This is a genomic window from Roseobacter sp. MH60115 (assembly GCF_015644665.1).
Classification (GTDB): domain Bacteria; phylum Pseudomonadota; class Alphaproteobacteria; order Rhodobacterales; family Rhodobacteraceae; genus Roseobacter.
Genome location: NZ_JADOBQ010000001.1, coordinates 143,377 through 168,263, shown reverse-complemented (window position 1 = coordinate 168,263; position 24,887 = coordinate 143,377). Strand labels below are relative to the sequence as shown.

At 61.1% G+C, this 24,887-nt stretch carries 27 protein-coding genes and 1 pseudogene; 15 read left to right on the top strand and 13 right to left on the bottom strand.

The window, feature by feature from the left end:
• Window positions 1–54: 54 nt before the first annotated feature.
• The 4 genes from ISX84_RS00730 to ISX84_RS00715 form a co-directional block, all read right to left on the bottom strand.
• Window positions 55–2,922: an EAL domain-containing protein gene (locus ISX84_RS00730; protein WP_195818409.1), complete on the bottom strand. Its 2,868-nt coding sequence runs from the start codon at window positions 2,920–2,922 to the stop codon at window positions 55–57.
• A 513-nt stretch (window positions 2,923–3,435) separates the two neighbouring features.
• Entirely contained in the window at window positions 3,436–4,059 is a 624-nt protein-coding gene (locus ISX84_RS00725; protein WP_195818408.1) for a 3-oxoacid CoA-transferase subunit B, read from the bottom strand.
• Window positions 4,059–4,763, bottom strand: a complete 705-nt coding sequence (locus tag ISX84_RS00720) for a CoA transferase subunit A (protein WP_195818407.1) — start codon at window positions 4,761–4,763, stop codon at window positions 4,059–4,061. The genes ISX84_RS00725 and ISX84_RS00720 overlap by 1 nt, the downstream gene beginning before the upstream one ends.
• A 195-nt stretch (window positions 4,764–4,958) precedes the next feature.
• Window positions 4,959–5,891: a VOC family protein gene (locus tag ISX84_RS00715; RefSeq protein WP_195818406.1), complete on the bottom strand. Its 933-nt coding sequence runs from the start codon at window positions 5,889–5,891 to the stop codon at window positions 4,959–4,961.
• A 130-nt stretch (window positions 5,892–6,021) separates the two neighbouring features.
• On the opposite strand from ISX84_RS00715, the gene ISX84_RS00710 reads away from it, so the two are divergent.
• Complete coding sequence (locus tag ISX84_RS00710; RefSeq protein ID WP_195818405.1) at window positions 6,022–6,927, top strand: LysR family transcriptional regulator; 906 nt, start codon at window positions 6,022–6,024, stop codon at window positions 6,925–6,927.
• Window positions 6,928–6,934: 7 nt separating this feature from the next.
• Here ISX84_RS00710 and ISX84_RS00705 read toward each other — a convergent pair whose 3' ends face one another.
• From ISX84_RS00705 to ltnD, 4 genes are read right to left on the bottom strand one after another with little or no spacing between them, the layout of a single operon-like run.
• Window positions 6,935–7,702 (bottom strand): hydroxypyruvate isomerase family protein, encoded by a 768-nt coding sequence (locus ISX84_RS00705; RefSeq protein WP_195818404.1) that lies wholly within the window; start codon window positions 7,700–7,702, stop codon window positions 6,935–6,937.
• Window positions 7,699–8,346 (bottom strand): 3-oxo-tetronate 4-phosphate decarboxylase, encoded by a 648-nt coding sequence (gene otnC / locus ISX84_RS00700; protein ID WP_195818403.1) that lies wholly within the window; start codon window positions 8,344–8,346, stop codon window positions 7,699–7,701. Before otnC ends, ISX84_RS00705 begins: the two co-directional genes overlap by 4 nt.
• A 3-nt stretch (window positions 8,347–8,349) precedes the next feature.
• Window positions 8,350–9,615 carry a 3-oxo-tetronate kinase gene (gene otnK, locus ISX84_RS00695; RefSeq protein WP_195818402.1) on the bottom strand — a complete coding sequence of 422 codons (1,266 nt, stop codon included), beginning with the start codon at window positions 9,613–9,615 and terminating at the stop codon, window positions 8,350–8,352.
• A gap of 28 nt (window positions 9,616–9,643) precedes the next feature.
• Window positions 9,644–10,543, bottom strand: coding sequence for an L-threonate dehydrogenase (gene ltnD / locus ISX84_RS00690; RefSeq protein ID WP_195818401.1), 900 nt, complete (start codon window positions 10,541–10,543; stop codon window positions 9,644–9,646).
• Window positions 10,544–10,702: 159 nt separating this feature from the next.
• Between ltnD and ISX84_RS00685 the strand changes: the two genes are divergently transcribed.
• Entirely contained in the window at window positions 10,703–11,512 is an 810-nt protein-coding gene (locus ISX84_RS00685; protein WP_195818400.1) for an aspartate dehydrogenase, read from the top strand.
• Between the two features lie 13 nt (window positions 11,513–11,525).
• Here the strand turns inward: ISX84_RS00685 and ISX84_RS00680 are convergent, their stop codons facing one another.
• The gene (locus ISX84_RS00680; RefSeq protein ID WP_195818399.1) at window positions 11,526–12,545 is read right to left on the bottom strand and encodes a Gfo/Idh/MocA family protein; all 1,020 of its coding nucleotides are present in this window, start codon (window positions 12,543–12,545) and stop codon (window positions 11,526–11,528) included.
• Complete coding sequence (locus tag ISX84_RS00675; RefSeq protein ID WP_195818398.1) at window positions 12,545–13,633, bottom strand: isocitrate/isopropylmalate dehydrogenase family protein; 1,089 nt, start codon at window positions 13,631–13,633, stop codon at window positions 12,545–12,547. The genes ISX84_RS00680 and ISX84_RS00675 overlap by 1 nt, the downstream gene beginning before the upstream one ends.
• 132 nt (window positions 13,634–13,765) lie before the next feature.
• Between ISX84_RS00675 and ISX84_RS00670 the strand changes: the two genes are divergently transcribed.
• From ISX84_RS00670 to ureG, 13 genes and pseudogenes are all read left to right on the top strand, one after another.
• Window positions 13,766–14,056 carry a putative quinol monooxygenase gene (locus ISX84_RS00670; protein ID WP_195818397.1) on the top strand — a complete coding sequence of 97 codons (291 nt, stop codon included), beginning with the start codon at window positions 13,766–13,768 and terminating at the stop codon, window positions 14,054–14,056.
• Complete coding sequence (locus ISX84_RS00665; RefSeq protein WP_195818396.1) at window positions 14,053–14,859, top strand: N-acyl homoserine lactonase family protein; 807 nt, start codon at window positions 14,053–14,055, stop codon at window positions 14,857–14,859. Before ISX84_RS00670 ends, ISX84_RS00665 begins: the two co-directional genes overlap by 4 nt.
• A gap of 174 nt (window positions 14,860–15,033) precedes the next feature.
• Window positions 15,034–15,849: an urease accessory protein UreD gene (locus tag ISX84_RS00660; protein ID WP_195818395.1), complete on the top strand. Its 816-nt coding sequence runs from the start codon at window positions 15,034–15,036 to the stop codon at window positions 15,847–15,849.
• Window positions 15,850–15,852: 3 nt separating this feature from the next.
• Window positions 15,853–16,155 (top strand): urease subunit gamma, encoded by a 303-nt coding sequence (locus ISX84_RS00655; protein WP_195818394.1) that lies wholly within the window; start codon window positions 15,853–15,855, stop codon window positions 16,153–16,155.
• 41 nt (window positions 16,156–16,196) lie between these two features.
• Complete coding sequence (locus ISX84_RS00650) at window positions 16,197–16,502, top strand: urease subunit beta (protein ID WP_195818393.1); 306 nt, start codon at window positions 16,197–16,199, stop codon at window positions 16,500–16,502.
• 27 nt (window positions 16,503–16,529) lie between these two features.
• Window positions 16,530–17,351, top strand: a complete 822-nt coding sequence (locus ISX84_RS00645) for a cyclase family protein (protein WP_195818392.1) — start codon at window positions 16,530–16,532, stop codon at window positions 17,349–17,351.
• Between the two features lie 2 nt (window positions 17,352–17,353).
• Window positions 17,354–17,779 (top strand): lysozyme inhibitor LprI family protein, encoded by a 426-nt coding sequence (locus ISX84_RS00640; RefSeq protein WP_195818391.1) that lies wholly within the window; start codon window positions 17,354–17,356, stop codon window positions 17,777–17,779.
• A gap of 14 nt (window positions 17,780–17,793) precedes the next feature.
• Window positions 17,794–19,503 (top strand): urease subunit alpha, encoded by a 1,710-nt coding sequence (gene ureC / locus ISX84_RS00635; RefSeq protein WP_195818390.1) that lies wholly within the window; start codon window positions 17,794–17,796, stop codon window positions 19,501–19,503.
• 125 nt (window positions 19,504–19,628) lie between these two features.
• Window positions 19,629–19,787, top strand: a pseudogene (locus ISX84_RS23520) (HEPN domain-containing protein); the annotation flags it as partial.
• A 69-nt stretch (window positions 19,788–19,856) separates the two neighbouring features.
• Entirely contained in the window at window positions 19,857–20,123 is a 267-nt protein-coding gene (locus tag ISX84_RS23085; RefSeq protein ID WP_229884029.1) for a hypothetical protein, read from the top strand.
• Between the two features lie 111 nt (window positions 20,124–20,234).
• Entirely contained in the window at window positions 20,235–20,711 is a 477-nt protein-coding gene (ureE, locus tag ISX84_RS00625; RefSeq protein ID WP_195818388.1) for an urease accessory protein UreE, read from the top strand.
• Window positions 20,677–21,342 carry an urease accessory protein UreF gene (locus ISX84_RS00620; protein WP_229884028.1) on the top strand — a complete coding sequence of 222 codons (666 nt, stop codon included), beginning with the start codon at window positions 20,677–20,679 and terminating at the stop codon, window positions 21,340–21,342. The genes ureE and ISX84_RS00620 overlap by 35 nt, the downstream gene beginning before the upstream one ends.
• Window positions 21,339–21,965 (top strand): urease accessory protein UreG, encoded by a 627-nt coding sequence (gene ureG / locus ISX84_RS00615; RefSeq protein ID WP_195818387.1) that lies wholly within the window; start codon window positions 21,339–21,341, stop codon window positions 21,963–21,965. Before ISX84_RS00620 ends, ureG begins: the two co-directional genes overlap by 4 nt.
• A gap of 2 nt (window positions 21,966–21,967) precedes the next feature.
• Here the strand turns inward: ureG and ISX84_RS00610 are convergent, their stop codons facing one another.
• The 3 genes from ISX84_RS00610 to ISX84_RS00600 all read right to left on the bottom strand — a co-directional run bounded on the left by ISX84_RS00610 (window position 21,968) and on the right by ISX84_RS00600 (window position 24,880).
• Window positions 21,968–22,384 (bottom strand): hypothetical protein, encoded by a 417-nt coding sequence (locus ISX84_RS00610; protein WP_195818386.1) that lies wholly within the window; start codon window positions 22,382–22,384, stop codon window positions 21,968–21,970.
• Window positions 22,385–22,545: 161 nt separating this feature from the next.
• Window positions 22,546–23,004 (bottom strand): (2Fe-2S)-binding protein, encoded by a 459-nt coding sequence (locus ISX84_RS00605; protein WP_195818385.1) that lies wholly within the window; start codon window positions 23,002–23,004, stop codon window positions 22,546–22,548.
• 232 nt (window positions 23,005–23,236) lie between these two features.
• The gene (locus tag ISX84_RS00600; RefSeq protein ID WP_195818384.1) at window positions 23,237–24,880 is read right to left on the bottom strand and encodes a hypothetical protein; all 1,644 of its coding nucleotides are present in this window, start codon (window positions 24,878–24,880) and stop codon (window positions 23,237–23,239) included.
• Window positions 24,881–24,887: the final 7 nt, after the last annotated feature.

Genomic DNA, 24,887 nt, shown 5'->3' with positions numbered 1-24,887 from the left:
GACTTCTGACGACTGAGGACGGGTCTGCCCTTTTCCCAAAGGCGCAGTGTGGGTTCACGCCAACCGCAGTCTGCCCTGCGTTTCGCCGATTTCAGCCAGGAAATCACGAACCGCGTCCGCGTCCATTGGCCGGGCCAATCCATATCCCTGTAGGTAACAGCATCCCATGTTCTTCAGGATCGGGACATGCGCCGCAGTCTCCACGCCTTCGGCAACAACGCGGATATCCAGCATGCGACCAATGCCAATAATTGTCTTGACCAACTCCCGCTGGCGTCGGGAGTCGACAATTGGCTGTATCAGTGTCCGGTCGATTTTCAGGCGCCGCGGAGCGACCTGCAGCAGGCTGGCGATCGAGGCGTGACCACTGCCGAAGTCGTCGATTTCGATGTCGATCCCCATCTCGCTGATCTTTTTCAGGTTTCTGTCAACCACGTCATTCCGGGCGTCCAGAAACGCCGATTCCAGCAGTTCAAAGGACAGCATGCCCCGCGGCAGCTCCAACTCGCGCAGCCGATCCCCGAGGCTGGGGTCATTCAGGCGGTTGGCCGAAACATTCACGGATATGGGCGGCACCGCCAAACCCGCGCCCTGCCACTGCTTCATATCATATAGCGCACGCCGCAGGACCAACTCGTCAAACTGTGCAAGTAGCCCCATGTCTTCCGCTGTCTGTAGAAACTCTTCCGGCATGATCAGACCAAACTTGGCGCTCTCCCATCTCACCAACGCCTCCAGGCCGGTCAGTTCCAGCGTGTTGGTGTCGAACTGCGGCTGGTAGTGGCAGGTGATTTCACCCTGGTCGAACCCTGCGAGCAGAGCGTCAAACGAGTTCTTGCGACGCCGTGCCTCCTCCTTCATCGCCCTGTTGTAAAAGCGATATCGTCCGCGACCGGCCTTTTTCGCCTCGTAGAGTGCCAGATCCGCGTCAATGAACAGATTGCACTCCGGGGTCACCTGCCCATCGACGGTCGCGATCCCAATGCTCGTCCCGATGTTGCATTCCTGCGCACCGTAGAAGTAGGGGCGCGACATATCATCGATAATCCGCTCCGCGATCTCTTCGAGCACGACATCCTCCGGCGCATCAAAGAGAAGGGCAACGAATTCGTCGCCCCCGACCCGTGAGACAAGCGCCCCTTCCGGCGCATTCCTGCGCAGAATATCAGCGGCGTGTTTCAGCGTCGCATCCCCCGCATCGTGGCCCAGCGTGTCGTTGATCTGCTTGAAATGGTCGATGTCGAAATGCAGGACGGCAAGACGCACATCCGTGGCGGCCATGTTGCGCATGTATTCCGTATAGACATCGTCAAGACGCCTGCGGTTTGCCAATCCGGTCAGCGCATCGTGGCGGCTTTCATGCTCCAACCGGGCCCGGGCGTCCTCCAGTTCCTGCGCGCGCTGCTGGTCCTGCGTGATATCGAAATTCACCCCGTAGTAGCGCGGGCCTGTTTCACTGTCGTTCACGAACTTCCCGCGTGTCCGGATGTGGCGGAGGGTCCCGTCTCTGGCGACAAGCCGATAGTCGCAGGCGACGTCTTGCTCTTTTTGCAGGCAGTCCTCGGTATAGGCGACGGTGGCCTCTCTGTCGTCGGGATGGATAAAGGTGCTCCAATCCGCGCCCGTCCGCAGGTTCTGGCCATCCTTGATGCCGAACATCTCCAGCAGCCGGTCGTCCCAGAAGGCCTGATCAGAGTTGACGGTGAATTCCCAGCGCGCCATGCCTGCCGCTTCCATCGCGACCCCAAGACGCTCCGCCATTCTCTGGCTTTCGATCTCAACCGTCTTGATGTCGGTGATATCGATATCCGTGCCGATGATACGTGCCGGCAATCCCTCGGCGTCCCGTCTGACAATACGTCCCCGGCTCAGAAACCAGACCCATTGCCCATTGGAATGACGCTGACGAAACTTGTAGTTGATGTCATCTGTCTCCCCGCTGTCGAGACGTTCAAGTTCCGCCTTGATGTGATCAAGATCCTGCGGATGAATGGTTTTCAACCAGTCTTCGGTCGTTTCCGGCACCTGGTCATCGTCATTCAATCCCCGCAATTCGCGCCAGGTCTTGGAGAGGAAATGCCTGTTCTGCTCGAAATCGTGATCCCAAACGCCCTGTTTCGCGCTGAGCACTGCTGTTTTCCAACGCAGTTCGCTCTCGGCGAGCGAGGTATCGCTGCCGTCGCATCGGGAAACATCCGAAATGTCTGTTTCCACCAGGCTGATTTCGGTAGGGAAACCTTCGGCGTCCCGGCGGGTCACGCACCCCTTTGCCAGGATGGAGACATCATATTTATGCCCAACCGTCGCTTGATATGTCAGGCAAATCTCCTCTGTCACGGTGGAGATCAATGCCGCGAGAGCCCACTTTAGCCGGTCCCGGGTATCAGCCGTAACACTTTGCAGATAATCATGCAGATACTCGCCTGAAACTGCGGGCATTCCCCGTCCACTCGGTTGATCTTGCAGGATCTTTCCGCCTTCAACGGCAAAACGCCAATGGCGCTGCACCGGCGTGTCGGGCGCAGCTTCCGCAATCTGACCGTCTTCGGCATGCGACAGCACATCAGCGCTCTGACACAGGAACCCGCCGGGCTCATTTTCGTGAAACCTGAGCAGGGTCGCGGAAAAGAAATGAAGGACGTCGGATACATCGACGGGCAGGGCCACCACATCCAACGCAGCCTTACCCGACCGCGCCAAGTCCAGATGTCTGCAAACAGCCTGCGCGCGATCTGAATGGATAAGCGCAGGAAGGCCCTGACCAGAGAGCGCCTCCCCGTTCCGCCCCGCCAACAGCGTCCTGCAGAGGTCATTTGCGGCAACAATCCGGTAGTCACAGTCCACAAAGAATGCCGGTACCGCCAGCGCATCCACCAGCGGTCCGATTAAAGAAACATCCGTTGCGTTTCCATTCCGGCGCATCACATCTCTTCTGACAACCTCGGGAAACGATAGGCGTTTGCGCTTAAGGTCGCGTTATCACATAAAAATCTAATCGTATTGGCGTTAAAAACTTGATCGTGGCGAAACCTGTCGTAGCACCTAAAGTTCGGCGGCGTGGCGCCCCAAATCCAACATCCTGACGGGACATTGCATGAAGGCGATGAGATAGCCGCCCTTCACCGGGACGACGTGGCCCACTCGAAACCCTATGCGATGGACGCAAGGTTGGGCGCGATCCATGAAATCACCTGCACGACCTGCCCGCCAGACGGAAAAACCATTTGCTTTCAGATGGTCACCCGACCCATCATCCGCCCCGATTCAAGGCGAGGTTGATAAGCGCCGCCCTGACTTCGCCCCATTCGCCGACAAAAAAGCCCCCAGCGCTCTGTGCTGAGGGCCTACTTAGGGTGTCATTTACAATGACCTATTCGCTGCCGCGCGACACCTGCCACCACTTAAAGGCCTGCAGTTCCCGCAGCGCGTCGGTGATCAGACAATCGTGGCTTCTGTTGCGTCGCGCAGCTCCGCTTCGGTCACGCCCTCGGCCGTCTCGACAATCTTCAAACCGCCGTCGACCACGTCCAGCACACCGAGGTTGGTGATGATCCGGTCAACCACGCCCTGACCTGTCAGGGGCAGCGTACATTCCGTCAGAAGCTTGCTGTCGCCGTGCTTGTTGGTGTGATCCATGACCACGATCACCCGGCCCACGCCCGCGACCAGATCCATCGCGCCGCCCATGCCCTTGACCAGCTTGCCCGGGATCATCCAGTTCGCGAGGTCACCATTCTCAGCCACCTCCATGGCCCCCAGAATGGCCGCCGCGATCTTGCCACCGCGGATCATGCCGAAGCTTTGTGCGCTGTCGAAATACGACGTGCGGCGCAACTCGGTGATCGTCTGCTTGCCCGCGTTGATCAGGTCGGCATCTTCCTCGCCCTCAAGCGGGAAGGGCCCCATGCCCAGCATGCCGTTTTCCGACTGCAGGGTAATATCCTTGTCGCCCACGTAATTGGCCACCAGCGTCGGGATGCCGATGCCGAGGTTGACATACATGCCATCTTCGAGCTCTTCCGCCGCCCGCGCGGCCATCTGATTGCGATCCCACGGCATTAGGCGGTCTCCTTCTTGCGCACGGTGCGCTGTTCGATACGTTTCTCATGGGTGCCCTGGATGAGGCGATGCACGTAGATGCCCGGCAAATGGATGCTGTCGGGGTCGAGCGAACCCAGCGGTACGATCTCCTCCACTTCGGCGACGCAGACCTTGCCGCACATCGCCGCCGGTGGGTTGAAATTGCGCGCGGTCTTGCGGAAGACCAGATTGCCTGTCTCATCCGCTTTCCAGGCTTTCACGATGGACAGATCCGCGAAAATACCGCGTTCCAGGATGTAGGTCTCCCCGTCGAAATCCTTGTGCTCCTTGCCCTCGGCGATCACCGTGCCGACACCGGTCTTTGTGTAGAACCCCGGAATGCCGCAGCCGCCTGCACGCATGCGTTCGGCGAGGGTTCCTTGCGGGTTGAACTCCAACTCCAGCTCTCCGCTGAGATACTGACGCATGAATTCGGCATTTTCGCCGACGTAAGAGCTGATCATCTTCTTGACCTGCCGGGTCTGCAGCAAGATGCCGATGCCAAAATCATCCACACCGGCATTGTTGGAGGCAAAGGTCAGATCCTTGGTGCCCGCGTCCTTGATCGCCTGCAAAAGCAACTCTGGGATACCGCAAAGCCCGAAGCCACCGGCGGCAATCAGCATGCCGTCCTGCAACACCCCATCCAGCGCCGAGGACGCCGTATCATAGATTTTTTTCATAAAACCCCCATGCAACCTGGGCGCATCACGCCCAGGGCGGAAAACGCACAATCTATTATCGAATCCTAGGGGCAACTGTTTCGCGCAGCGGCTTGGCTTGCAACCACATTCCGGCGGGAGGCGGCATTTCCACGTCCTTACGCGTAAGGAACCGCCGCAACGGGACAGGTTGCGGCGGCCTCCCGATGGTCGGGATCAGGCCGGGATCGGCTGCAGCTTCTTTTCCAGCGCCTCACGCAAATGCTCGTGCTGGGTGGGCAGCTTCAGGGCTTCTCCCAGATGGGCGGTATCCTCGTCGCGATCGAACCCGGGCTCATTAGTAGCGACCTCGAAAAGAACGCCACCGGGCGTGCGAAAGTAAATCGCCCAGAAGTAATCGCGATCGATCACCGGGGTGACGGCATAGCCCGTGTCGAGCAGTGCCTTGCGCACCTCAAGCTGGGCCGCCCGGTTGTCCACGGAAAAAGCGATGTGGTGCACGGAACCCGCCCCTTCACGCGCGGGTGCAACCTCCGGCAGATTGACCAGATCGATGGTATTGGCGCCGGTACGGCCCGAGACGGCGTAGCGCGTGACATTCCCCTGCCTGTCCACCTTCTGATAGCCCATGAAGGTCAGAAGCTCGGCCATCTGGCCATCATCGCGCAGGCGCATCCCGGCAGAGTGAAAGCCACGAATGGCGTGATCCGCGCTCACGCCATGGCCGGTCCAGGCCGGTCGCGTGTCATCGTCAACCTCCGCCAATGCAAAACCTTCACCGTCGGGATTGTTAAAGCGCAGACGCGCTTCACCAAAGTGATCTTCGCGTGCCAGACCCTGTACGTTCCGCGCAGCCAGACGATCCTGCCAAAACGGCAGCGATCCTGTGGGTACGGAGAACACAGTCTCCCCGATCTCGCCCGTGCCCCGGTTGCCTTTCACCATGTTGGGAAAGGGAAAATAGGTCATCACCGACCCGGGCGTGCCGACTTCGTCCCCGTAGTAGAGGTGGTAGACATCCGGCGCGTCGAAGTTCACCGTTTTCTTGACCCGCCGCAGGCCGAGGACCTGCGTGAAAAAGCTGTTGTTTTCGACCGCATCTCTGGCGAGCGACGTCATGTGATGCAGGCCTTTGATCTGAGTAAGCATGGCATGTTCCTTTGCAACGGTAGGGGCTCCCGCAAGGGGCGCCGGTTGCAACAAAAGATAGTTCCGCCCCACTGTTGCGATAAGAGTATTATTGTGGAAATGATTATCCCGAAATATGGGACAATAGTAAATGACCGGGCACCTAGAACGGATCAAGACTTTTATGGAGGTGGCAAGCGCAGGCAGCTTTACCGCTGCGGCGCGCGCGCAGGGCAGCTCGTCGTCCGCTGTCACCCGCCATGTTGCAGACCTTGAGCAGACCCTTGGTGTCCAGCTCTTCGTCCGCACCACGCGGAAAGTATCGCTGACCCAGGCAGGCGCCGTTTACTTTGAGAAAGTGCACCCCCTGATCTCTGCCCTCACGGCTGCCGATGATGGTGCGCGCGCGCAGCAGAAGGCGTTGAGCGGCACATTGCAGGTCAGCTGCCCCTTGTCCTTCGGCACCCGCTTTCTGCAGGCCCCCCTGACCGAATTTGCGGAATTACACCCGGGTATCGACCTCAGGATCAACCTGACCGACAGCTTTGTGGACATCATCAAGGATGGCTACGATATGGCATTGCGGATTTCTGCAGCGCCCGCAGATAAATCAACGATCTGGCGTAAAATCTGCCCGGTGCCGCGCTGTCTGGTGGCAGCATCAGGCTATCTGAAACAGGCGCCCCCGCTCGCCACGCCTGCTGATCTGCCAAACCACCGCTGCCTGAGCTACACCAATCAATCCGAGGGCGACACCTGGCATCTGGCGCACAATGCGGAGGAGACGATGCGCCCTGTACGGCTCACGCCCGCGTTTGCCTGCAACAATGGTGATTTGCTCGCGCAGATGGCTGCGGCGGGCGGCGGGATCGTTCTACTGCCCCGGTTTATCGTGGCCGACATGCTTGAGGCTGGCACACTTCAAACGGTACTGGAGGATTGGCGCGCGCCTGAGATCTGGCTCACGGCTTTCTATCCGCCTTACCAAAAGCTACCACTTGCGATTGATCGTTTCACGAATGTGTTCGAACAACACGCCGGACAGTTCGGACTGTAGGTGGTGACTAGGCGCGAAGTTCAGTCATCCATCCCAATGTCTCATCCGTTTTCTGTGTGGATTTATATTCGGCCCCCAGCGGGGCGTCGAATCCCAGCCGGGCCACCACGTCAAAGATATGGGCATAGTTGATTTCGCCGCTGTCGGGCGGCCCCCGGTCGGGCACGCTGGCAAACTGGATGTGACCAATCAGCGGCATCAGCTTTTCCAGCCGGTGGCTCAGATCGCCCTCCATCAGCTGCACGTGGTAGCAGTCGAACATCAGGTTCAGATTTGGCCGGTCCACTTCCGCAATGATCTGCTGCGCCTGCGTGGTTGTGCTCAGAAAATACCCCGGCGCATCGTAATGGTTTAACGGTTCAATCAAAATGCTGATGCCCAAGGGCGCGGCCTTGTCGCAGGCATATCGCAGGGCTGAGATGAAACAGGCATGGGCCGCCTCTCCCTGCGCAAATCCGGCCATCACATGCACCTTGCCCGTTCCTGTCTGGCGCGCGTAGTCCAACGCCTCATCAATCGCCTCGCGGGCCTCGTTCTCGCGCCCGACCAGCGCCGAGAGACCGTTTTCGCCCGCGGCGACATCCCCCCGCCGCGTGTTGAGCCCCAACATGCCCAGGCCCGTTTCCGACAGGGCCGCGGCAACCTCAGCGGCGGGGATGTCATAGGGCCAATGGCACTCCACCGCATCAAAACCGGCGGATTTCGCCGCGCGAATGGCGTCCGGCAGGGGCCGATCATTCCACAAGAACCCGAGGTTGGCGGAAAACCGGGTCATGTGTCCCACTCCACATCGAAATGCGTGACCAGATCGGCAACCTGTCCGGGGCTCAGCATATTGGCATCATAGCCGCGCATCATCATGGCCAGGCGCGCGGTGTCTTCCAGCTCTTCGATGGCATTGCAGGCCGCCTCCACGTCTTTGCCCGCCACCACCGGACCATGATTGGCCAGCATCACAGCGGTTCTTTTACCCGCAAGACCGCGCACCGCCGCCCCCATCGCCGGATCGCCCGGGCGGAAAAACGGCAGCAGTTTCACCTTGCCCAGTTTCATGATCGCATAGGGGGTCGTCGGCGGCAGAAAATTATCCGGGTCCACCCCCGGCATCATCGACCAGGCGACCGAATGGCAGGAATGCAGATGCACGACCGCCCCTGCGGTGCTCCGCGTGTCGTAGAAGGCGGCGTGCAGCGGCATTTCCTTGGTCGGCGCGTCGCCGGAGACCAGATTGCCTTGCGCGTCAAAGTGGCTGAGCCGTGCCGGGTCGAGGCGGCCAAAGCTCGTCCCGGTGGGGCTCACCAGCAGGCCGCCCTCCTCGGTCCGCGCAGAGATATTGCCGGTGCTGCCGCCGGTCAGGCCCCGGTCAAACAGGGACTTCGCCAGCAGGCACATCTGTTCACGCAGGGCCGTATCCGCCACTCTTTAATCCCCCAGTTTTGCCAGTGCGGTGCCGAAAAAGCCCTCGGACCCGAAATTACCTGACTTCAGAGCCAGCGCGATCTGGTGACCGCCGCTCTCGCAGAATGTCCACGGCACGCCGGGCGCGATTTCTGCGCCAATGTCGAGACGGGTGACACCAAGCGCCTGTGTCACAGCGCCAGATGTCTCGCCGCCAGCGACGACAAAACGGCGCGTCCCGCGATCCCGCGCTGCGATGGCGAGTTTGGCCAGGGCAGCCTCGACCACCTCCCCGGCTTGCGCGGTGCCCAGCTCCGCCTGCGCGGCGCGCACGTCCTCCGGTTCTGCTGTGGCATAGATGATCGGAGCGGCGTCCGGAGATTGTGTCGCCAACCAGTCAAGTGCCGCCCCGGCCCCGTCGCGGGCCAGAACTAGAGGATCGAGTCGGTAACTTGGCGCGTCCTTGGCATAGTCCGCCACCTGCGCGCGCGTCATGGCCGAACAGCTGCCCGACAGGACAATTGCCCCCGGTTCGATCTGCGGTGGTGCAGCCTTGGCGCCGTCAACGTCCAGTTTGCCATCCTGCGCATAGAGTGACGGCAGAGGCATCGCGAGCGCACTGCCGCCGGTCAGCAGCGGCATATCCCGACAGGCTGTTGCGATCTCCTGCAGATCGGCATCGGCCACCGCATCGACGACCACATGCGCGACCCCATCATCCGCCAATCGGGCCAGTGCCACACCAATCTCCGCCGCCCCCCGCGCCACGGTCAGCCGGTCCACAAGCCCGGTCGACCCGGTAACCTGCGGCGCGAGCAGGCGCATCAGGTTGCTGTCCGTCATCGGTGTCAGCGGGTGATCCTTCATCGGGCTTTCGGCCAGAGGCTGCTGCCCAACGAAGAGGTTGCCCATGAAGATGGAACGCCCGTTTTCGGGAAAGGCAGGGCAATAGATCGTCTGCTGCGCACCCAGATCGGTCATCAGCGCCTCGGCAACCGGGCCGATGTTGCCCTTTTCGGTACTGTCGAAAGTAGAGCAGTACTTCCAGAAAAACCGCTGCGCTCCGGCCTCTCTCAGCCACGCCAATGCCGCACGGCAGTCGGCAACAGCCTCCGCAACAGGTGCTGTTCGGCACTTGAGCGCAATCACCTCGAAAGCAGCGGTTTCCTCTGGCGGCCCTTTCGGCACGCCGATACGCAAGGACACGCGCACGCCGCTGCGGGCCAGCAGACCGGCAAGATCCGTCGCACCGGTGAAATCATCGGCGATGCAGCCAAGCAGTGTGGTCATGAAAACAGGGCCCTCTTGGTCGGTAGGTTCATTCCGCCGCGTCGCCCGGCAGTGTCAGACCGGCGTTGCGGGCATAGACCTTGGCCACTGCGGCGTCGTCTTCGCCGCCCAACCCTTGCCCGGCGGCGGCAACAAACTGCTGCAGGGCGGCGGCGGTCAGCGGCGCGCTGAAGTTGTCGCCCTTGGCAATGTCCAGCACGATCCCGAGGTCTTTCAGCCAAATGTTGACGGCGCTGTGCGGCGTGTAATCCCCCGCAACGATATGCGGCGCGCGGTTTTCCAGCATCCAACTGGTGCCTGCACATTTGCTGATGACTTCAACGAATTTCTCCGGCGGCACGCCCTGGGTCATGCCAAAGGTCAGCGCTTCGGCCATCGTGGCGATATGAACGCCTGCCAGCAGCTGGTTGACCGCTTTCATGGCGGACCCGGCGCCCACGTCACCCAGTTCGAACACGGTTTCTGCAATGGCTTCCAGCACCGGTGCTGCGGCGGCAAAGGCCTCCGCGCTGCCCCCCGCCATAACACTCAACTGCCCGGACGCCGCCTTGCCAGCGCCCCCTGAGATCGGCGCATCAAGATAGTGGACCTGATGCGCGGCCGCCCGCGCCGCCAGATCGCGCGCCACTTCGGGCGGGACCGTGGCGCAGGACAGGACCACCGCACCGGACCTGAGCTTCGGCACGATCCCATCCGCCCCAAAGAGGACATCTTCGGTCTGCTGTGCGTTCAGAACCACGACAATCACCGCATCCAGATCACCGGCCACGGCGGCCAGATCCCCTGGGTTGCCCCCTTCCGCGACAAAGGCATCGCAGCGGGCGGGGTTCACATCGCAGCCCAGGGTATCAAGCCCGGCCCGCAGTGCTGATTGCGCGATCCCGTACCCCATGGAGCCCAGACCGATGACAGCTACCTTTTGCGACATGTTTCCAACTCCCTCGTCCCGGACCGTGCGCCGCCCGTCGGGCCACTATGAGGCATATCCCGCGCCAAGAAAATGGCCATTCCGGCAAATGCAGATCGACGCAGCGCCCGGCCTCGTCTAGGTTCGGGGGCTCGTGCCCACATCCGGGGAGGGGATAGCATGCATCTTGCGATTATCGGGTATGGCAATATTGCGCAGGCGGTCCTCGAATGGCTCGGGACCAAACCGGTTGCGCGTCTCACCGTGCTGGTACGCTCTACGTCCCTGACAACAGCGCTCAAGGATGAAGCGCTCGCGCAGGCGGGGGCTTCGGTGACGATCACCGATGACATCACGACACTCATCGAGGCCGCCCCTGATCTGGTGGTGGAATGCGCGGGGCAGACCGCCGTCGCGGCGTTCGGCGCAGCCGTTCTGTCGGCTGGCCTCGACATGGTGATTGTCTCCACCGGCGCGTTGGCGGATGAGGCTTTGTTCGACACTCTGCAACGGGCAACCCAATCGGGACGGTCCCGCGTGATCCTGCCACCGGGCGCCATTGGCGGCATAGACCTTCTGAGCGCGCTGACGCTGGCCGGAGAGGTGACAGTAACCTATCGCGGCACCAAACCACCCGATGCCTGGCGCGGCACCCCGGCAGAGGATTGCTGTAACCTCGCCGCCTTGACGGAGCCATGCGTGTTTTTCTCGGGCTCCGCGCGGGAGGCAGCGCAGACCTATCCGAAAAACGCCAATGTCGCGGCCACGCTGGCCTTGGCCGGGGCCGGTTTTGAAGCAACCAGGGTTGAATTGATCGCCGACCCCGCAGCACCGGGCAATGCCCACGCCTATGAGGTGGACAGCCCCGTGGGTCGTTTTGCCATGCAGATTGACAACGCCGCATCATCGGGGAACGCAAAGACATCGATGGCAACGGCATTCAGCGTGATCCGCGAGATCGACCAGATCCGCGACAGCCTCGGATCTTAACCGGCACGCCCGGTCAGGGGAGTGCAATCTTCTGCCCCGTCTCAGCGGATCTGTAGACCGCATCCTTGATCCTTATGACCTGCAGATAGTCGTGGGCCTCGTTCTCCAGCGCGTCCCCATCGAGCACCGCGCGCACCACATGGTTTTGCAGGTGGTAGACGCAGTCCCCGCCAAAACCCTCCCAGGTGTCGGGCGGGAGAACCGGCTCGACCTCGAGGTGACCATGTGCCCGAAAGTCGACGCGACCATCCCCCATCAGGGTCAGCACACCCGCCGTTCCTTCGAAAAAGGCCTCGCCCATCGTGCGCCGCTGGTTATCCGCCGCATGGTCGCAATGGCGGTTGCCATCAAAGAGGGTCCGCACGCCCTCCGGGTGGTCAAAGATCACAAAGCCTGCGTCTTCGCCCTGGATGACCGGGTTGATCTGGCGCAGATCGGCATAGACGGCACTTGGGTTGCCAAACAGAAAACGAAAGGTGTCGATCCAATGCACGCCGGTCTCATGCACCAGAAACTGCGGCATCTGCTGGAAATAGGGCTGACGGTCCAGATAGGCGTCGGGTCCCTGCCCGTCACCGGGCCGCAGACGAAATTGCGCCTGCAGGGGCGTCCCGATTCGCCCTGCGGAAATCTCTTTCCTGATCGCACGGTACCACGGCATAAACCGGAAGTTTTCGTGAACAATCAGACGGGCGCCCGCCTGTTCGGCCAGCAAACTCACCCCCTCAGCCTCTTTCAGGTCACGGCAAAAGGGCTTCTGGCAGATGATGGTTTTCACCCCGGCATCCAGCGCGGTCAGAATGGCTGCGCGATGGGCCACCGGCGGCAGGATGATGTCGAGAATGTCAGGGTTGGTGGCGGCCAGCATCGGTTTCAAACGGTTGAAAGCGGGAAACCCAGTTGCCCGCGCGGCCTCGATGTCACGGTCTGCCGCACCGACACAAGTAACGTCAGGAATCCGCGCCCAGGCGCCATAGTGGAACTGGCTGAAGTATCCCGCGCCGAGACAGGCAACTTTGAGAGCCGCCGCCATTACGCGTCCCCAAGCGCTGCTGTCACCGCCCCGGCCGCCTCGGCGGTTGTCGCCCGCCCGCCAAGATCACCGGTCAACACGCTGCCGTCGGCGATGACGCCCTCCGTTGCAGCCCGCAGCCGCGCACCATCGGCAACCATCGCAGGGTGGTCGTGACGCAACCCCAGCCATTCCAGCATCATCGCCGCCGACAGGATCATCGCCAGCGGGTTGGCCACCCCCTGCCCTGCAATATCCGGCGCCGAGCCGTGGCAAGGCTGGAACACGGCATGGTCCAGCCCGATATCCGCAGAAGGCGCCACGCCCAGACCGCCCATCAGGCCCGCGCCGAGATCGGACAGGATATCCCCAAACATGTTTTCGGTGACCAACACGTCGAACTCCCACGGCTTTTGCACAAACCACAGCGCCATCGCATCGACATAAGCGTGATCGCTGGCCAGATCGGGATGGTTTGCCGCCTCAGCATCAAACAACGCGCGGAAAAAGGCAAAGGCACGGAATACATTCGCCTTGTCGACACAGGTCACCCGCCCCGGACCGCGCCCGGCTTCCTTGCGTTCGCGCGCGAGACTGAAGGCGAATTTGAACAGCAGCTCCGAGGTTTTCCGGGTGATCAGCAGCGTCTCGCGCGCCTCATCCGGCGTCACCTCGCCCCGCCCCTGCGTGTGAAACAACCCTTCGGTGCTTTCCCGGATCAGGACAAAATCAACCTCTTTCCCCGCCGGCATGTTCAGCGGCGTTTTCTGGCCCGGAAAGATCCGTACCGGGCGCACCCCGGCGAACAGGTTCAGAGCCTTGCGCAGGTCGATCTGTGGCGAAATCTCGGTGCCATCCGGGTAACGTACAGACGGAAGCCCCATAGCAGAGAGCAGAATGGCATCCGCGGCGCGGGCCGCCTGCATCGAGGCCTCCGGCAGCGATTGGCCGGTTTGCGCGTAATGCGCCGCCCCGGCAGGACAGTCCTTGAACGATAGTGTGTAGCCGCCCTGCGACGCGAGGGCGCTCAAAATCTCCAGCGTCGGATCGGTGATCTCCGGCCCGATGCCATCGCCGCGAAAAACCGCGATGTCGAAACTCTCTTTCATTTATTCTTGCGCCCCTTACAGTTTGCTGGCGGTCACATGCCGGTCGATATTTGGATAATGACAAAGGTTGTCACATTAATGTATGCATTAATGCATGCGTAGTTGACAAATAGAGTAGTTGCAAGGATGGACATGTTCGCGGTTGTTGTCACATTTCAGATCAAACCGAACCACGTGGCAGATTTCCTGCCTCTCATGACGCGCAACGCCGCGACCTCTCTGGCGGAGGAACCTGGGTGTCACCAGTTCGATGTCGCAACAGACCCGGCACGGCCCGAAGAGGTGTTCCTCTATGAGCTTTATAAAGATGCCGCCGCGTTCGAGGCGCATCTGGCCTCCGAACACTTCAAATCCTTCGACGCTGCCGTCACCGACATGATTGCCGCGAAATCCGTGAAAACCTATGCGAAGGTGAGCCAATGAGCGCCTGGGAGGTCTTTGCCGTAAAATACGCCGACCGCAATGCGCGGACCCGGCGCGACAGTTTCATCTTTGATGACAACCACGATGCGCCCCACCCAATGGACTACTTTATGTGGGTGTTGCGCCGGGGGACGGAGGTTATTCTGGTCGACACCGGCTATGATACGGACGAAGCCCGTCTGCGCGACCGCCCCATTCGCATGGACCCTGCCGCCTCGTTGGCGCCCCTGGGCTTGACACCCGAGGACATCACATCGGTGATCGTCACGCATCTGCACTATGATCACGCAGGTGGCCTGCATCTTTTCCCCAACGCGACACTGCATATGCAGGCGGCAGAAATGGCCTATGCCACGGGCCCCTGCATGTGTCATGACACGCTGCGCATGCCCTTCACCGCCGGTCATATCTGTGAGGCGGTCAAACGGCTCTACGCCGGTCAGCTGGTCTTTCACGACGGGGACGCCGAAATTGCCGAAGGGGTCACGGTACATTGCATCGGCGGGCACAGCCGTGGGCTTCAGGCAGTACGCGTGCGCACCGCGGCGGGGTGGCTGGTGCTGGCCTCGGATGCCGCGCATTACTATGAGAACATCTTTGCCCGCAAACCCTTCCCCATTGTGGTCGATTTGCAGAACATGCTGGACGGTTTCGACAGGCTGGAGGCCCTGGCTTCTCAAAAAACCTTGATCGTGCCGGGGCATGATCCGCTGGTCACGCAGGCCTTTCCGCGTGCCATGGCAGACCACATCTGGCGGCTGGATCAGGGGCCCAAGACCCCCGGTCTGATCACGGGCGACTAGCCCGGCACTGGCAACAGAAGGCCTTGCACGCCCATCCCTGCCAGCATCTGCACAAAAAAGAGGCACTGCCGCCTGCAAATGCGCCAAGCAGCGGGCCAACTCTGGCAACTGGCCCGGACCCATGTGAGATTGCTGCCCGGAGAAATCACCAACCGAAGGCCGTTTGACTTGTTGATGCAGCCCGCAACCTTGCTGGACCAACCCCGTGCGATCGGGTCGGCGATGGTGTCGAGCAAACTGCGCGACGGGCGTTCCTGTATTGATGGGTTGCGGCAATCGGGGGCGTTGAAGCTGCTGTTCCCGCGCAACAATGATCTGCTGGAAACCACGTTGATCAACACCGCTGGCGGCATCACAGGTGGGGACCGATTTGAAGTTGCGGCGACAGCGCAAGCAGGCTCCAGGCTGACGCTTACCACCCAGGCAGCAGAGCGCGCCTATCGCGCGCAGGCGGGCCAGGTTGGCCGGGTCCGGACGCGCCTGACCGTCGAAGGCGACGCCCGGATGCACTGGCTGCCGCAGGAGACCATTCTTTACGACGCCTGCGCCCTGTCACGTCGGTTGGAGGTTACATTGTCCGATCAGGGGCGATTTCTGATGGTGGAGTCGGTGCTTTTTGGTCGGCAGGCCATGGGTGAGGAGCCCCGCAGTATTCTGTTCCGGGATCGCGTCAGCATCCGCCAGGCAGGCAGCCTGATCTACCGCGATGGTGTCACATTTGACGGAGACGCCGTCGCAGCCCTTGACCGCTCGGCCATCGGCGGCGGCGCGCGCGCAATGGCCAACCTCGTTCTCGTCGCGCCGGAGGCGGAAGGGCTGCTTCCCATGGTACGTGAGACCTTCGGCGCGACCGGCGGCGCGAGCCTTCTGGCGAACGGGTTGCTGGTGGCACGGCTGCTGGCATCTGACGGTTTCGAATTGCGGCAACGCCTGATCCCGGTGCTGGAGCAACTGACGCACCACAAACTACCTGCGAATTGGAGGCTTTGACCCATGCAGCTCACTCCCCGTGAAAAAGACAAACTGCTGGTGGCCATGGCTGCCGAGGTGGCGCGCAGAAGGCTGGACCGTGGGGTGAAGCTCAATCACCCTGAAGCCATTGCGCTGATCACCGATGCGGTGGTCGAAGGGGCACGCGATGGGCGTTCCGTTGCGGATATGATGCAGGCGGGAGCCGAGGTGATCTCGCGTGACCAGTGTATGGAGGGCGTGCCCGAGATGATCCACGACGTGCAGGTCGAAGCGACGTTTCCGGATGGGACAAAACTGGTGACCGTGCATAATCCGATCCGGTAGCAGAGGCATATTTTTGGAACAATGAAGCAGAGGATGCGCATATGATCCCAGGGGAAGTCATAACTGCAAGCGGTGAGATCGTTCTGAACGCGGGTGCGGAGGCGATCACGCTGATGGTGGCCAACACTGGCGACCGACCTGTGCAGGTGGGCAGCCACTACCATTTTGCCGAAAGCAATCCGGCACTGGAGTTTGACAGGGAGGCTGCGCGCGGCCGCCGGTTGGACATTGCTGCCGGAACCGCCGTGCGGTTTGAGCCGGGACAGCGGCGCGAGGTGCAGTTGATCCCGCTGCTTGGGGCGCGGCGGGTCTTTGGGTTCAATCAACAGGTTATGGGCGATCTGTGATTGTCTGACTTTGGGAGGAAAAAAGCCATGTGTGATATCTGTGTGATCAATGCGGTGAAGGATCGGATGCTGTCGCGGCGCGAGTTCTTCAAGACATCTGCCGCTGTGGGAGCTGCAGCGACTGTCGGCGCCATGGCGGCAGCGCCTGCTGCATTGGCGGCAGGGCATGGTGGGATCATCGACATGACCCACAAGCTCAGCCCGGAGTTTCCGACCTTCTTCGGGGTGCCCGGCATCTCGATGGAGCAGCTGTTCAACTTCGCCGAACACGGCTTCAACCTCATGAACCTGAGCATCAATGAGCATACCGCGACTCACATCGACGCACCGCTGCATTTCTCGGCGGATGGGGCCTCGGTGGATGAAATCCCGGTGGGCAACCTTGTGGTGCCGCTCTGCGTGATCGATATTGCCGAGCGGGCCGCCGAGAACCCGGATGCGCAGGTGACGCCGGATGATCTGACCGCTTGGATTTCCGAGCATGGCGACATTCCTGACCGGGCCTGTGTGGCGATGCATTCGGGCTGGGCGGCGAAGACGGATGGGCCGGAGTATGTCGGCAATGACGACGAGGGTGTGAAACACTTCCCCGGCTTCCATGTCGAGGCAACTCAGATGTTGTTGGAGCAAACGACAGCAGCGGCCATGGCCGTGGATACGCTCTCGCTCGACCACGGCCCGTCGCCGGATTTCGCCACCCACTACGCGTGGCTGCCCACCGGACGCTACGGGATCGAGAACCTTGCCGGTCTCGACCAAGTGCCAGCCGCAGGGGCAACGCTGGTTGTGGGGGCGCCGAACCACGTGGGCGGCACAGGCGGGCCTGCCCGCATCTTTGCGATGGTGTAATCATGCCTTCCGTCTTCTCCCCCTTGCGTGCCGGGTTGCACTGCGCCTTGGGCCTCGCCCTGCTGGGCCTGTGCTCGGCCGTGCAAGCACAGAATCTCAATTGCGAGGATCCGGTGACGCAAGTGGAGATGACGGGCTGTGCAGGTCTCGCGGCAGATGTGGCGGACAAGGAATTGAATGCCGTCTGGGCGCAGGCCATCGCTGTGGCCCGAACGCGGGATGCGTCAGATCTGAGCGGTGCGCCGCCGAGCGAAGACATCCTGCGCGACGCGCAACGCAGTTGGATCACCTTTCGCGATCAGGCCTGCAGTGCCGAGGCCACCATTGCACGGGGCGGCACTATGGCCAGCCAGCTGTTTCTCATCTGTCTCGAACGGCTTACGCGCCACCGCACCGATGACCTTCGCCTTTTTGCAATGACCAACTGACCAGGACGACACCCATGCCAGCCACAATTTCCCGCTCCTCCTACGCTGCGATGTTCGGCCCGACTACGGGCGACAAGGTGCGGCTGGCCGACACCGACCTGATCATAGAGGTGGAGCGCGACCACACGATCTATGGCGAGGAGGTCAAATTCGGCGGCGGTAAGGTGATCCGCGATGGCATGGGACAGTCTCAGGTCACACGCGCAGGCGGTGCTGTCGATACGGTGATTACCAATGCGTTGATTGTGGATCACACTGGTATCTACAAGGCGGACGTGGGGCTGAAAGACGGGCGAATTCACAAGATCGGCAAGGCGGGCAACCCCGATACGCAGCCAGGCGTGGATATCATTGTGGGCCCCGGCACCGAAGCCATTGCGGGGGAAGGTAAAATCCTGACGGCAGGCGGGTTCGACAGCCACATCCATTTCATCTGTCCGCAACAGATCGACGACGCGCTGCATTCCGGCGTAACCACCATGCTGGGCGGCGGCACCGGGCCTGCGCACGGCACGCTGGCCACCACCTGCACGCCCGGGCCGTGGCACATAGGGCGGATGCTGCAGAGCGTGGATCACTTTGCTATGAACATCGGTGTGTCGGGTAAGGGCAATGCGAGCCAGCCCGAGGCGCTGGTTGAGATGGTCGAAGGCGGGGCTTGCGCGCTCAAACTGCATGAGGATTGGGGCACAACGCCCGGTGCCATCGACTGCTGTCTCTCTGTCGCCGACGACATGGACGTGCAGGTGATGATCCATACCGATACGCTGAACGAGAGCGGTTTTGTGGAGAACACCGTGGCGGCTCTGAAAGGCCGGACAATCCATGCCTTTCACACCGAAGGCGCGGGCGGCGGGCATGCACCGGACATTATCAAGATTTGCGGCGACGCGAATGTGATCCCCTCCTCCACCAACCCGACGCGGCCTTTCACCGTGAACACGCTGGAGGAGCATCTGGACATGCTTATGGTCTGTCACCACCTCGACAAGTCGATCCCCGAGGATGTGGCCTTTGCCGAAAGCCGCATCCGGCGCGAGACCATCGCCGCAGAGGATATCCTGCACGACATGGGCGCTTTTTCGATCATCGCCTCGGACAGCCAGGCAATGGGACGCGTGGGCGAGGTGCTGATCCGCACCTGGCAGACAGCGGACAAGATGAAAAAGCAGCGTGGGCGGCTTGCGGAAGAGACCGGCGAGAACGACAACATGCGCGTGCGCCGCTACATCGCGAAATACACGGTCAACCCGGCGATTGCGCACGGGATCAGCCACGAGATCGGCTCCATCGAAGAAGGCAAGCGCGCGGATCTCGTGTTGTGGAACACCGCGTTCTTCGGTGTGAAGCCCGAGATCGTGCTGATGGCGGGCACCATTGTCTGCGCACAGATGGGTGACCCCAATGCCTCGATCCCCACGCCACAGCCCGTTTACACCCGGCCCATGTTCGGCAGCTTTGGCCGCTCGGTCGAGCACTCTGCGGTGACCTTCGTGAGTGCAGCGGCACAGGCGGCAGGACTGCGCGGCCAGCTAGGGCTGCGCAAGGAAACGGTGGCGGTTGAGAAAACCCGGGGCATTGGTAAGCGTGACCTCGTCCTGAACGATGCCTTGCCGCAGATCGAGGTGAACCCGGAGACCTATGAGGTGCGCGCCGATGGTGAATTGCTGACCTGTCAACCGGCGGAGGTCCTGCCGATGGCGCAGCGGTACTTTATGTTTTGAGGAAACAGACTGAGGCGACACTCCATTTGCGGGAGGCTAGAGCGTACCTCGCGAGTGCAAAAATTCTTCATACGGAGGCGCTTGGTGTTTCGGAAGACCCGTTGAAGTGGACAAACCGCAATCCGATGTTTTTCCTACTGCTACATGCAACTGAACTCGCTTCAAAGGCATGTATTCTAGCGCGCGCTCAAAACCCCGGACGCACACACGACGTTGTCGAATTGATCCGCCTCGTCGGCCAAGGTCGACAACGAAGCTGCGCGAGGGAGGCATATCGCAACGTGCGGGCGCTCCGCCGCCAAGCCCTCAAACGCAAATGGGAGGGGCTTGACTCTGAAGTTGCGAAGGCATCGATGCAGATTGAGATTGAAGCGATAGACAAGCGACCTGTGGGGCTGATGACGACACTTAGAGTATTAGGAGCATTGGGGCAGTCCAAGATGACAAAGCTGGAATTTGGCAAGAAGGTTGAGAATTGGTGGCACGCTTTACGCTATCCAAGGCTGGGTGGTACTACGTCTTACCCCGATTTCCAGGAATGCGTGATTATCTGCGAAGCCCTTATCAAACGAGCTGAAGCGGAGATCGAAAAGGATAACAGATTGAACGGAACGGCCTAGTTCAGAAGCAACACCTCGCCCGGCGGCACGCCGGGCAGCCCCCGACCGCCCCCCATGGGCGGGGGCTTTGCCCCCACCCGCGGCCGGGGACCGCCCTTGGGACATACCTCGATGCTGACAGCCCAACACCTCATTCATACACACGACGCTGATGACCACGTTACGCTGGACTACGACGCCCGCTTTCTGCGCCGCAAGGTGCTGACGACCGACAAGGGCGCGCAGGTTCTGGTGGATCTTCCCAAAACCACGTCGCTTGCACATGGGGATGCCCTGGAAACAAACGATGGTGTCCGTATCGGCATTCGGGCGGCTGCCGAACCGCTGCTTGAAATCAAGGGCGAGGATCTGCACCGCATCGCGTGGCACATTGGCAACCGCCACACCCCCTGCCAGATCGAGGCAGACCGCCTGTTGATCCAACGCGACCATGTCATGGCGCAGATGCTGAAAACCTTGGGTGCCCATGTGCACGAGGTCGTGGAACCCTTCACCCCTGAGGGTGGCGCCTACGGGCACGGCCGCACCCACGGGCATGATCACGGTGCACAACATGGCCCTGAGCACGGTCACGCCCATGACCACTGATGCCGTTCTGACATTGACGCAATGGATGTCGCCTGGCTTTCCGGTGGGAGCCTTCGCCTATTCGCATGGACTGGAGACGGCCATCGCCCATGGCGAGATCGACGACAGGGACAGTCTGGAGGAATGGTTGCGCGACATCATCGCCTTTGGCAGCGGGCAGGCCGATGTGGTGATCCTCTCGGCGGCCTACCACGCGACCGAGAACGACGTTGCCGACATCGACGCGACCGCGCGCGCCTTTTCTGCAAGTGCAGGTCGCCTGATGGAAACGGACCAGCAAGGCGGGGCTTTTGCACGCACGGTGGATGAGGTGTGGGGTACCGGCCTGGGCGCGCTGACCTACCCTGTGGCCGTTGGACGCGCCGCATCAGCCAAAGGTTTTGCGCTGGATCTGACCGCGCACCTCTATCTGCAGGCATTTACTGCCAATCTGATTTCCGCGGCTGTGCGGCTGGTGCCCCTTGGGCAGACCGAGGGTCAGTCCCTGCTCGCAAGCCTTGCCGCTCTGATCCGTGAGACGGTGGAGCAAGCCACGCAAACCCCCTTGTCGCGCCTGTCCGCCAACTGTTTTGCCGCCGATATCGCGTCGATGCAGCATGAAACTCTCTATTCAAAGGTATTTCGCACATGACAGATCTGAATGGACCGCTGCGCATCGGGATTGGCGGCCCCGTCGGTGCCGGGAAAACGACGCTGACGGCGTGCCTTGCGCGCGCGCTCAGCCCGCAGCACTCCATCGGGGTGATCACCAACGACATCTATACGCAGGAAGATGCGGATGCGCTCATGCGGATGCAGGTCTTGCCACAAGACCGCATCATCGGCGTGGAAACCGGTGGCTGTCCACATACAGCCATCCGCGAGGACGCCTCGATCAACCTGGCTGCCGTTGCGGAAATGCAGACCCGCCATCCTGACATCGAGGCCATTCTGATCGAAAGCGGCGGCGATAATCTCAGCGCGACGTTTTCGCCGGAACTTGCCGACGTGACGCTCTACGTGATCGATGTGGCGGCGGGTGAAGAGATACCGCGCAAAGGGGGGCCAGCCATCACGCGCTCGGATATCTTGATTATCAACAAGACGGATCTCGCGCCCCATGTCGGTGCCTCTCTCGAAGTGATGAAGCGGGACGCGACACAGATGCGGGCCGGACGCCCCTTTGTGTTCACCGCGCTGCGGCACCGGGAGGGGCTGGACGAGGTGATCACCGCTTTACGCGAAATCTCCGGGCTGGGATTGGTCCGCGCCTGAGATCAGTCAAAGGCGCAGGGCTGACCGGCTGCGCCCCAGAGGCGCAGATCCGCGATATGGCTTTCGAGATCATAGGGGGCAGATTCCCGGGTGCCGCCGGGTTCCCAGGCCCAATGCAAGATCACGTCGTGATCCAGATGCGCGGCAAGCTCTACGATGGTGCGCCCGCCGTTACGGTCCGGATCGCGCAGCTGAGCACAGATAAAGTCACTGGAGCGTCCAAACCAGTCAGCTTCCACCGGGGCCAGTCGCCACGCATCGGCAACCTGCGGTGCCGCGTGCGGGGTATCCTGTCCGCCGGTCTCATTGGTCACATGGCAGGTGCGACAGGGGATCGTTTCCGCGCCAATGCGGCTTTCCCCCGCGCGGATCATCATGCCATGCGGTCGCGGATCTCCATAGCTCGGGCCGGACCACATGGGGCGATCGCTAGGCCCGACGTGACAGTTTGCGCAGCGTGGATGGGAAACAACCTCGTAGATACGATCCCAGGCGGCCAGGCCTTCTCCATGGCTGGCATTCACTTCACCTTTCACATGAGAAGGAGCCGTGAAAGATATGAAAAATATTAGAAAATACTTCATTCGCTCTTCAGCGAAGATGCCGCTGTTTTGATTGCCGATCGAATGCGCGGATAGGTTCCGCATCGACACAGATTACCGCTCATCGCCGCATCGATATCCTCGTCGGTAGGGTCCGGCACAAGATCCAGAAAAGAGGCCGCCTGCATGATTTGACCGGACTGACAGTAGCCGCACTGCGCCACCTGATGCTCGATCCATGCGGCCTGCACTGCATGCAACGCGCCGGGCGCACCCAGACCCTGGATGGTCGTGACATCTCCGTCGACATCCGCAACCGCCAATTGGCATGACCGAACCGCAATGCCATCCACATGCACAGTGCACGCACCGCATTGCGCGATCCCGCAGCCATATTTTACATCCGTTATGCCAAGCGTATCCCGCAGAACCCAAAGCAACGGCATGTCCTCCGCCACGTTGACAGTATGTTCGGTGCCATTCACTATGAGCTTCATCTGACGCGCCTTTCGGGGTGCTCTTATCTTAACCTGCGCCGCTATCTGCAGCAATGACGGCGTCGCGTCAGCTTGGAGGCTGGCATATGACGGTTGCCGTCAGCGCGATTGGCGAACAACGGTCGCGCCTGTGGAAAAGCGCTTCGTCTCATCGCAAATCATCACTTCAGCCAAGTTTCAGCTGTGGGCAATCTTGTTGTTGGGATCGGCTATTTGCTAGTCGCAAAGCAGCTCAAGCGGCGGCGTTCGTACCCCGGCAAAAGCAGGACGCGCGGATGGGAACAGTCGCGCGAGCCAGAGCCGGGTCGAGTTGAAGTTTGATGTGCCGAGCCTCTATCAACGCGCCGCGCTGCATGAGGCATTCGTGCAAGCCGTGCAAAGACCAGACGTTACGCGGGTGCTGGCAGGCGCGGGCCAGCGTTTCATCCAGCCCGAGGTCTGCGCGGTAAACCGCTTCGGCCTCGTCAAACTGCCGCAGTTCCATCAATAATGCCCCCAGCGCGTGGCGCGTAGGCTGCATCCACCCCCAGGGCTCGTCGTAGAGCAACGCATCATCCAGCGTCACGGAGCGGCGCAGATGCGCGATACCCGCTTCGGGATCGCCCGATTTAAAGGCAAGTTCACCCTCCATCATCGCCTCACCCACTGCAAGAACATCGAACCCGAAGTTGTTGAAAACCATACGTGTTTCTTGCACGGTGGTCAGCGCTTGATCAGCCAGCTTACGCTCCACCTTCGCCGCATCGATCTGACCGAGATTGGCAAACGCAATGACCCGAGCCTGGCGCATGGCCGCCGTTGTGTAACTATAGAGCTCCGCGTCGTCGGGAAGCGCCATGTCGATAATCTGCTGCCACATCCCAAAGCGGACCATGACGTGAATTTTCTTGCCCCAGAAGCTTTCAAACAAATCCGGCATGTAGCGCACAACCGGATCGGGCAGCATTTCGATCAATCGGTCAGAGGCCGCCAACGCGCGTTCGGGTTGCCCCAGAAACATCGCCCCATAGGCTTCGAAATGCACGTTGTGAATGCGGTAGACGGTGTAAAAATTCTTGGCGCCCATCAAGGCTTCGTACTTGCGATCCACCTCTGCTGCACGCGCATTGCGGGCCACGACATTCTGATATTCACCACACAGCACATCAATATGTGTCGCCATATGCACCAAATGCCCGGAATCAGGTACGAGATCGACCAGCCGGTCCCCATGACGCAGGGCCTTTTCTGGAAAAGGCGACATCTCCATCAGGTGAATGTACATGTGCAGAAGACCGGGGTGATCCCAGGCGCCCGGCAGGGTGTTGAAGGCCGTCTCCAACGCAGCCTGCGCCTCAAGCGTTGACGCGCCTTCGCGCGGCTCACCGCTGGGCAAGTCCCACAACAGCCACGGCGTACGATTCATCAGGGCCTCAGCAAAAAGGCAGATCACATCAAGATCACGCGGGTGCGCGGCATAGACACGGCGCATGGCCTCGGAAAAAGCGTCGTTCCATGGCGCGAAGTCCTCAATCTCCGGATCGTCGGGAAAGCGCTCACAAAGCGCCTCGATCAACGCGGCCTCAACCGGCGAGAGCCTGTGTTTGACACGCTGTGCCTCGGCCAACATCTCGTGGGCCTCTTGCAATGTCGCGACGCGCTCCTCTGCGGTGAAGAATTCCCACGGCTTATTGTAGTTGGGGCCGACCGCGTAGGCCACGCCCCAATATGCGAACCCGCACGCGGGATCCGCGTCAATCGCCTTCTGGAAACAGCGCGCCGCGGCCTCGTGGTTGTACCCGAAGAGCCAGACCATCCCAGCGTTGACCTGGGCCTGCGCGGCCTCCGAACTGGTCGTCACCGCGCGGGCATAGGTGCCAAGGTCAAAGCCGTCCATGCTGCGT

What these genes read in the sequence shown, in the direction of transcription:
- ISX84_RS00655 (WP_195818394.1), top strand. Translation starts at nt 15,853, where the DNA reads ATGCAGCTCACTCCCCGTGAAAAAGACAAACTGCTGGTGGCCATGGCT.
- ISX84_RS00650 (WP_195818393.1), top strand. Translation starts at nt 16,197, where the DNA reads ATGATCCCAGGGGAAGTCATAACTGCAAGCGGTGAGATCGTTCTGAAC.
- ISX84_RS00605 (WP_195818385.1), bottom strand. Translation starts at nt 23,004, where the DNA reads ATGAAGCTCATAGTGAATGGCACCGAACATACTGTCAACGTGGCGGAG.
- ISX84_RS00670 (WP_195818397.1), top strand. Translation starts at nt 13,766, where the DNA reads ATGTTCGCGGTTGTTGTCACATTTCAGATCAAACCGAACCACGTGGCA.
- ureG (WP_195818387.1), top strand. Translation starts at nt 21,339, where the DNA reads ATGACAGATCTGAATGGACCGCTGCGCATCGGGATTGGCGGCCCCGTC.
- ISX84_RS00665 (WP_195818396.1), top strand. Translation starts at nt 14,053, where the DNA reads ATGAGCGCCTGGGAGGTCTTTGCCGTAAAATACGCCGACCGCAATGCG.
- ISX84_RS00720 (WP_195818407.1), bottom strand. Translation starts at nt 4,763, where the DNA reads ATGAAAAAAATCTATGATACGGCGTCCTCGGCGCTGGATGGGGTGTTG.
- ISX84_RS00620 (WP_229884028.1), top strand. Translation starts at nt 20,677, where the DNA reads ATGGCCCTGAGCACGGTCACGCCCATGACCACTGATGCCGTTCTGACA.
- ureE (WP_195818388.1), top strand. Translation starts at nt 20,235, where the DNA reads ATGCTGACAGCCCAACACCTCATTCATACACACGACGCTGATGACCAC.
- ISX84_RS00705 (WP_195818404.1), bottom strand. Translation starts at nt 7,702, where the DNA reads ATGACCCGGTTTTCCGCCAACCTCGGGTTCTTGTGGAATGATCGGCCC.
- ISX84_RS00710 (WP_195818405.1), top strand. Translation starts at nt 6,022, where the DNA reads ATGACCGGGCACCTAGAACGGATCAAGACTTTTATGGAGGTGGCAAGC.
- ISX84_RS00600 (WP_195818384.1), bottom strand. Translation starts at nt 24,880, where the DNA reads ATGGACGGCTTTGACCTTGGCACCTATGCCCGCGCGGTGACGACCAGT.
- ltnD (WP_195818401.1), bottom strand. Translation starts at nt 10,543, where the DNA reads ATGTCGCAAAAGGTAGCTGTCATCGGTCTGGGCTCCATGGGGTACGGG.
- ISX84_RS23085 (WP_229884029.1), top strand. Translation starts at nt 19,857, where the DNA reads ATGCAGATTGAGATTGAAGCGATAGACAAGCGACCTGTGGGGCTGATG.
- ISX84_RS00680 (WP_195818399.1), bottom strand. Translation starts at nt 12,545, where the DNA reads ATGGCGGCGGCTCTCAAAGTTGCCTGTCTCGGCGCGGGATACTTCAGC.
- ISX84_RS00645 (WP_195818392.1), top strand. Translation starts at nt 16,530, where the DNA reads ATGTGTGATATCTGTGTGATCAATGCGGTGAAGGATCGGATGCTGTCG.
- ISX84_RS00685 (WP_195818400.1), top strand. Translation starts at nt 10,703, where the DNA reads ATGCATCTTGCGATTATCGGGTATGGCAATATTGCGCAGGCGGTCCTC.
- ISX84_RS00675 (WP_195818398.1), bottom strand. Translation starts at nt 13,633, where the DNA reads ATGAAAGAGAGTTTCGACATCGCGGTTTTTCGCGGCGATGGCATCGGG.
- ISX84_RS00660 (WP_195818395.1), top strand. Translation starts at nt 15,034, where the DNA reads ATGCAGCCCGCAACCTTGCTGGACCAACCCCGTGCGATCGGGTCGGCG.
- ISX84_RS00610 (WP_195818386.1), bottom strand. Translation starts at nt 22,384, where the DNA reads ATGTGGTCCGGCCCGAGCTATGGAGATCCGCGACCGCATGGCATGATG.
- ureC (WP_195818390.1), top strand. Translation starts at nt 17,794, where the DNA reads ATGCCAGCCACAATTTCCCGCTCCTCCTACGCTGCGATGTTCGGCCCG.
- ISX84_RS00715 (WP_195818406.1), bottom strand. Translation starts at nt 5,891, where the DNA reads ATGCTTACTCAGATCAAAGGCCTGCATCACATGACGTCGCTCGCCAGA.
- otnK (WP_195818402.1), bottom strand. Translation starts at nt 9,615, where the DNA reads ATGACCACACTGCTTGGCTGCATCGCCGATGATTTCACCGGTGCGACG.
- ISX84_RS00730 (WP_195818409.1), bottom strand. Translation starts at nt 2,922, where the DNA reads ATGCGCCGGAATGGAAACGCAACGGATGTTTCTTTAATCGGACCGCTG.
- ISX84_RS00640 (WP_195818391.1), top strand. Translation starts at nt 17,354, where the DNA reads ATGCCTTCCGTCTTCTCCCCCTTGCGTGCCGGGTTGCACTGCGCCTTG.
- ISX84_RS00725 (WP_195818408.1), bottom strand. Translation starts at nt 4,059, where the DNA reads ATGCCGTGGGATCGCAATCAGATGGCCGCGCGGGCGGCGGAAGAGCTC.